The sequence below is a fragment of the Longimicrobium sp. genome (assembly GCF_036554565.1).
Taxonomy (GTDB): domain Bacteria; phylum Gemmatimonadota; class Gemmatimonadetes; order Longimicrobiales; family Longimicrobiaceae; genus Longimicrobium.
The window spans coordinates 1-6,158 of the sequence record NZ_DATBNB010000655.1 but is presented as its reverse complement, the minus strand read 5'-3'; the positions used below and the strand labels follow the sequence as shown (position 1 = coordinate 6,158).

The 6,158-nt window shown below is 69.8% G+C and carries 5 protein-coding genes; all 5 read left to right on the top strand.

Annotation, left to right across the window (positions count from 1 at the left end):
• Positions 1 to 154 precede the first annotated feature (154 nt).
• Positions 155 to 2,431 carry a TonB-dependent receptor gene (locus VIB55_RS18215; RefSeq protein ID WP_331878094.1) on the top strand — a complete coding sequence of 759 codons (2,277 nt, stop codon included), beginning with the start codon at positions 155 to 157 and terminating at the stop codon, positions 2,429 to 2,431.
• Positions 2,432 to 2,714: 283 nt separating this feature from the next.
• On the top strand, positions 2,715 to 3,050 hold the full coding sequence (locus tag VIB55_RS18210; protein ID WP_331878093.1) for a hypothetical protein: 336 nt from the start codon (positions 2,715 to 2,717) through the stop codon (positions 3,048 to 3,050).
• Positions 3,051 to 3,430: 380 nt separating this feature from the next.
• Positions 3,431 to 4,504 carry a thiamine pyrophosphate-dependent dehydrogenase E1 component subunit alpha gene (locus VIB55_RS18205; protein ID WP_331878092.1) on the top strand — a complete coding sequence of 358 codons (1,074 nt, stop codon included), beginning with the start codon at positions 3,431 to 3,433 and terminating at the stop codon, positions 4,502 to 4,504.
• A gap of 11 nt (positions 4,505 to 4,515) precedes the next feature.
• Positions 4,516 to 5,547, top strand: a complete 1,032-nt coding sequence (locus tag VIB55_RS18200) for an alpha-ketoacid dehydrogenase subunit beta (protein ID WP_331878091.1) — start codon at positions 4,516 to 4,518, stop codon at positions 5,545 to 5,547.
• A 106-nt stretch (positions 5,548 to 5,653) separates the two neighbouring features.
• A partial coding sequence (locus tag VIB55_RS18195) for a biotin/lipoyl-containing protein (protein WP_331878090.1) occupies positions 5,654 to 6,158 on the top strand: 505 nt, incomplete at its 3' end.

The following is a 6,158-nucleotide window of genomic DNA, read 5'->3' as shown; positions in this document are numbered from 1 at the left end:
CCCTCGTCCAGGGTGCCACCCGCGCCCGCGCTCCCCCCGTCGCCTGAAATCCACGCCGCCCGGTCGCGGCGCACAGAACGAAACCCTGGTGCCGGGTTTGTCCGCGATCGTCGCGGGCGCACTCCGGCCGACGTTCCGGATTCAGGAGATTTCCATGCTGCATCGCATCGCGAGCCGCGCCGTACTGGCGCTGGCCGCCCTGCTCGCATCCGCCGCCGCGGCCCACGCCGCCCCGCCGGCAGATTCCGCCGCCGCGCCGCCCATCGTGGGTGTGGTGCGCGACACGGCGGGCGTTCCGCTTTCCAACGCCCGCGTCGTCATCAACGAGCTCAGCCGCTCCACGCTCACCAGCGGCGACGGCACCTTCGTCTTCCGTGCGCTGCGGCCGGGGACGTATCACGTAGACGCCACGCTGCTTGGCTACGCCCCGGGCCATGCCGTCGCCGTGGTCCCGGCGGAGGGCGGTGAGGTGCGGGTGACCATCACCCTGCGCAGCACCGTGCTGTCGCTGGAGGGCATCAACGTCACCGCCTCACCGCGCAGCGCCGACCCGCTGAACATCACCCAGTCTACCGTGGAGCTTTCGGGCAAGGCGCTGGAGCGCAGCCTGGGCACCAGCGTGGCGCAGACGCTCTCCAGCCAGCCCGGCCTCTCCGTCCGCTACGGCGGACCCGCGGCGTCCACTCCGGTGATCCGCGGCCTGGCGGGCGAGCGCGTGCTGGTAGTGCAGAACGGGCAGCGGACGGGCGACCTGTCGTCCACCTCCGCCGACCACGCGCTTTCGGTGGACCCGCTGGCGGCCAGCCGCATCGAGGTGGTGCGCGGCCCCGCGTCGCTGCTGTACGGCAACAACGCGCTGGGCGGGGTGGTGAACGTGATCTCCACCGACATCCCCAACACCATCCCGGGCGAGGCGTCGGGATTCCTGGCCGCGCAGGGCGAGTCGGTGAACCCCGGCGGCGCGCTGACGGGCGAGGTGACCCTGCCGCTGGGCGAGACGCTGGCCGTGACGGCCCGCGCCGGCGGCCGGCGCGTGGACGACGTGCACACGGGCGGTGGCGACCCGCTGCCGAACACCTTCTACAACAACCTGTACGGCACGGGCGGGATCGGATACGTCACGGAGCACGTGCAGGCCGGCGCCTCCGTGGGCGGGTACCGGTTCGACTACGGCCTGGCCAGCCTCCATGCCGAGGGCGAGGAGGAGGAGGGCCACGAGGAAGGCGTGACCATCGACGGACAGCGGACGGACGCCAACGGCCGGGTGAGCCTGTGGCTGGGCGATCGGGGGTTCACCAACCTGCGCGCCGAGGGAAGCGCGCAGTGGTACGGGCACGACGAGATCGAGGGCAACGGCGAGATCGGCACGCGGTTCCGGCTGAACACGCAGAGCGCCGCCCTGAACGCCAAGACCGAGTTCGGGCGCTTTTCCGGCGCGGTAGGCGTATCGGGGCTCTTCAAGCAGTACTCGCCGGAGGGCGAAGAGGCGCTCACGCCGGGTGCCGACAGCCGCACCGGTGGCGCCTTCGTGTACCAGGAGCTGGCGCTGGGCACGGGCGACGCGGCGCCGTCGCTGCAGGCCGGCGCGCGCTACGACGTGTACCAGGTGCGGCCGGAAGAAACGGGCGACGAGCGGTTCGAGAACGTCCGCGCCCGCGACTTCAGCAGCTTTTCGGGCTCCCTGGGGCTGAACGTGCCGCTGAACCCCAACCTGTCGGCCAGCGTGAGCGTGGCCCGCAGCTTCCGCGCGCCGACGGTGGAGGAGTTGTTCTCCAACGCCTTCCACCACGCGGCGGGCACCTACGACGTGGGCGACCCGGACCTGGCGCTGGAAACCAACCGCGGTGCCGAAGCGGTGCTGCGGGCGCAGTCGGAGCGCATCAACGCGCAGGTGGCGGCGTTCTACAACCGCATCGACAACTACATCACCGCCGACGTGGTGGGCGACACAGCCATCTTCCACGAGGAAGAGGGGCACACCGACGTCGTGCCGCTGAACGTGTTCCGCCAGGCCGACGCCGAGCTGCGCGGGCTGGAGGGCCAGGTGGAGGCCGTGGTGACGCGGCACGCGGTGCTGGGCGCCATGGGCGACCTGGTGCGCGGTGACTTCGTGCAGGGCGGCGCCTTGCCCTTCATGCCGGCGGCGCGGGTGGGCGGCAGCGCCCGGTGGGACGACGGGCGCTACTCGCTGGGGGTGGAGGCGCGGCACGCCTTCGCGCAGGACCGTGCGGAGATGATGGAGTTCCGCACCGACGCCTACACGCTGGTGAACCTCAGCACGGGATTGAGCCTGCGCCAGGGCCGCCGCATCCACAGCATCGTGCTGCGGGCGGACAACCTGCTCGACGAGGAGTACCGCGAGCCGACGAGCCGCTTGCTGGTGCCCTCGCCGGGGCGCAACCTGTCCCTGGTGTACCGCGTGCTGTTCTGATCGGGCTGGTTCGGCAGAAGATCGTCATCAGGGCGGGGAGGCCAAGGCTTCCCCGCCCTTTTCGTCTTGTCCCGTGAGGCCGCCTCCCCCGGCGAACTGCGCCGGAGAGGGGGAATTCACGCCGGTTTCGGCTGCGCTCCGTCGGGATTCGGAACGTACATCGACCTGATCCCAACGAGGTCGGCCTGTGGAAGGGCTTGTCCTTCGGATCAGGGGGACTTATCGTTTCCGGACCTACCTCGCGAATGCGTGGTTCGAACAACCCTGCTCAGGAGAGACGCCGATGAAAGCCCTTCGCACACGTGCGCTCGCCGCCCTGGCGATGACCGTGGGCCTCGCCGCCTTCGTGAACCTCCCGTCGGACGGCCCGCGCGCCGCGCCGTCCGCGCTCTCGGTCAGCATGTACTGCGAGTACGGCTACTGCGAGGCCACCGCGTCCGGCGGATCGGGGAACTACACGTGGGCATGGGAGAACGCCAACCCGGACAACACCACCGGAACCATCAGCTCGGCCACGCCCTGCTGGACGTACAACGGGCAGACCGTCACGGTGAAGGCCACCGCGAACGACGGATACAGCACCGCGTCGGCAAGCCGCCGGTACGTCTGCAGCTACTGACGTGCATCGCCGGTCCGTTCCGCCGCGGAACGGACCGGCTCCGCACCCTGAAAGGGCCGGCCTCGACTCACAGGGCCGGCCCTTTCCGTATCTCCGTGCCCCCCTCTCCCGGCCTCTCCCCCGCAAACAGCGCCGGAGAGAGGAGAACTTCGAACCTCTTCCGCAGTTCCTCCGCGACCTCCGCGCCTCCGCGTGACCCCGTCTGTTTCTCCTGCGTCTCTGCGGCTCTGCGCGAGACCCAGTCAGTTCGTTGGCGAAAGACCCCTTTTCACGTCCCGTTGCTTGACTCCCCGGAGCCCGCGCCGCAAGTTGTCCCGCTTCCAGCCGCCCGGGGATCGAGCACGCCCGGAGAGCGGCGCAGGCACGGACCGTCGATCGAAATGGCGAACAAAACCAGGGCCCGCACCACCACCATCCCCCACGGGCTGACGCGCGACCAGCTGCTGGAGATGTACCGGCTGGTGCGGCTTACGCGCAGCCTGGAAGAACGGCTGGAGCTGCTGTTCAAGCAGAGCAAGGTGATCGGAGGGCTCTTCCGCTCGCTGGGGCAGGAAGGCGAGTCCGTCGCCAGTGCCTACGCGCTGAGGCGTCGCACGGACGGCACGGGAGACATGCTGTCGCCGCTGATCCGCAACCTGGGATCCATGCTCACCATCGGCGCCAAGCCCGTGGAGGTGGTCAAGCAGTACATGGCCAAGGGCGACTCGCTGGCACGGGGCAAGGAGCTGAACATCCACATCACCGACTACGATCGGGGCTTCGTCGGGCAGATCAGCCCGCTGGGCGACCTGATCCCGGTGATGGCGGGGGTGGCGCTCACCTTCAAGCAGCGCGGCGAAGACCGCGTGGCCATGGTCTATATCGGCGACGGGGCCACGTCGACCGGCGCGTTCCACGAGGGCGTGAACTTCGCCGCCGTGCAGAAGCTGCCGCTGGTGGTGATCGTCGAGAACAACCGCTGGGCGTACTCGACGCCGTCGAAGTTCATGACCGCCGCCAGGTCGTTCGTCGACAAGGCGCCTGGCTACGGGATGGCCGGCGAGCAGGTGGACGGCAACGACATGCTGGCCGTCTACGGCGCGTCCAAGCGGGCGGTGGAGCGTGCCCGGTCCGGCGGGGGCGCCACGCTGATCGAGGTGATGACGTACCGCCGCAAGGGCCACGCGCAGCACGACGCGCAAACCTACGTGGACCCGGCCGAGATCGAGCACTGGGCCAGCACCAACGATCCCATCGACCGCTACGTCAAGGCGCTGCTGGACAACGGCTGGGCCACCGCGCAGGAATTGACGGGCATTGGCGAACAGATCGACCGCGAGCTGGACGAGGCCGTGGCCGAAGCCGAGAAGAGCCCGCTTCCGCCGCCCGAGGAAGCGCTGACCGACGTGTACGCAGACGGCCCCGTGAACGCGCCCTGGACGCGCCACGAGCCCGCCGATCCCACCCGAGCCTGACGCCGAGAACGATGGCGACCGTGATTGAAAAGCCCGAGCACGTCCGTCTGACGGAGCAGGGCAAGCCCGTCACCCTGCTCGAGGCGATTCGCGAGGGGATGTGGGAGGAGATGGAGCGCGACGAGCGCGTCTTCGTGATGGGCGAAGACATCGGCGCGTACGGGGGAGCCTTCAAGATGACGGACGGCTTCCTGGACCACTTCGGCGGGATGCGGGTGATCGACACGCCCATCAGCGAAACGGGGTTCACCGGCGCGGCGGCGGGCGCGGCCCACATGGGGATGCGGCCCATCGTGGAGATGCAGTTCATGGACTTCGTTTCCACGGCGTACGACATCATCACCAACTACATCGCCACCAGCCGGTATCGCGGCAGCGGCGGCGTGCCCATGGTGATCCGCGGCCCCACGGGCGGCGGCGTGCGCGGCGGGCCGTTCCACAGCCAGAACCCCGAGATGGCGTTCTTCCACACGCCGGGGCTCAAGATCGTCTATCCCTCCACGGCGCACGACGCCAAGGGGCTGATCAAGGCGGCCATCCGCGACGACGACCCGGTGCTGTTCTTCGAGCACAAGTGGCTGTACCGCCGGCCGCAGCTGCGCGAGGTGCTTCCGCAGGACGACTACATCGTTCCGCTGGGCAAGGCGCGCACGCACCGCGAGGGGACGGACCTGACCATCGTCACCTACGCGGCGATGGTGCACAAGAGCGCCGAGGCCGCCGAGATCCTGCAGAAGGAGGACGGGCTGTCGGTGGAGGTCATCGACCTGCGCACGCTGCTGCCGCTGGACGAGGAGGCGATCATCCAGTCGGTGAAGAAGACCAACCGCCTGCTGATCGTGCACGAGGACACGCGCACGGGCGGCATCGCGGGCGAGATCGCCATGCGCGTGAACGAAAAGGCATGGGAATGGCTGGATGCGCCCGTGTTGCGCGTGGCCGCCGCCGACGCGCCGGTCCCGTACTCGCCGCCGCTGGAAGACTACTTCCTGCCGCAGGTGGAGGACGTGGTGAAGGCCGCGCGGCACCTGGCGGCGTACTGAAGGGCTGGACCCTGGATAAACTGAGGTCGGTAGGCCCGCGCCCCGGGGCGGATGGGCCACTCACTGTAACTGAAGGCCGGTAACTATGGCTCGCGTTGAAGTCCCGATGCCCCAGATGGGCGAGTCCATCGCCGAGGGCACCGTTTCGGTGTGGCGCAAGAAGGTGGGCGACCGCGTGGAGCGCGACGAGCCCATCATGGAGATTTCCACCGACAAGGTGGATGCCGAGATCCCCTCCCCCGTCGCCGGCGTGCTGGCCGAGGTGGTGGTGAACGAGGGGCAGACCGTGGAGGTGGGCACCATCGTGGCCTACATCGAGACGGAAGCGGTCGCCGGCGCGGCCGCGGCTCCGTCCGCGCCGTCCGCGCCCGCCTCGTCCGGGGACCACATCGAGGTGCCGGGCGAGCGCACCACCTCCATGCCCGAATCCGGCGTGGGCCAGGTGGAGACCGGCGGCACGGGCATGCCCGCGGACGGCCGCGGCCAGTCGGACCCGGTGGGCACGGCGGTTTCCGGCTCCGGCGCGGCGGGGAACGGCGGCGCGGGACAGGCCGCGGGCGCGCCCCTGGGTGACGGGCCGCACACGCTCGAGGAGCGGCTTCGGACGAAGA

What these genes read in the sequence shown, in the direction of transcription:
- VIB55_RS18215 (WP_331878094.1), top strand. Translation starts at nt 155, where the DNA reads ATGCTGCATCGCATCGCGAGCCGCGCCGTACTGGCGCTGGCCGCCCTG.
- VIB55_RS18210 (WP_331878093.1), top strand. Translation starts at nt 2,715, where the DNA reads ATGAAAGCCCTTCGCACACGTGCGCTCGCCGCCCTGGCGATGACCGTG.
- VIB55_RS18205 (WP_331878092.1), top strand. Translation starts at nt 3,431, where the DNA reads ATGGCGAACAAAACCAGGGCCCGCACCACCACCATCCCCCACGGGCTG.
- VIB55_RS18200 (WP_331878091.1), top strand. Translation starts at nt 4,516, where the DNA reads ATGGCGACCGTGATTGAAAAGCCCGAGCACGTCCGTCTGACGGAGCAG.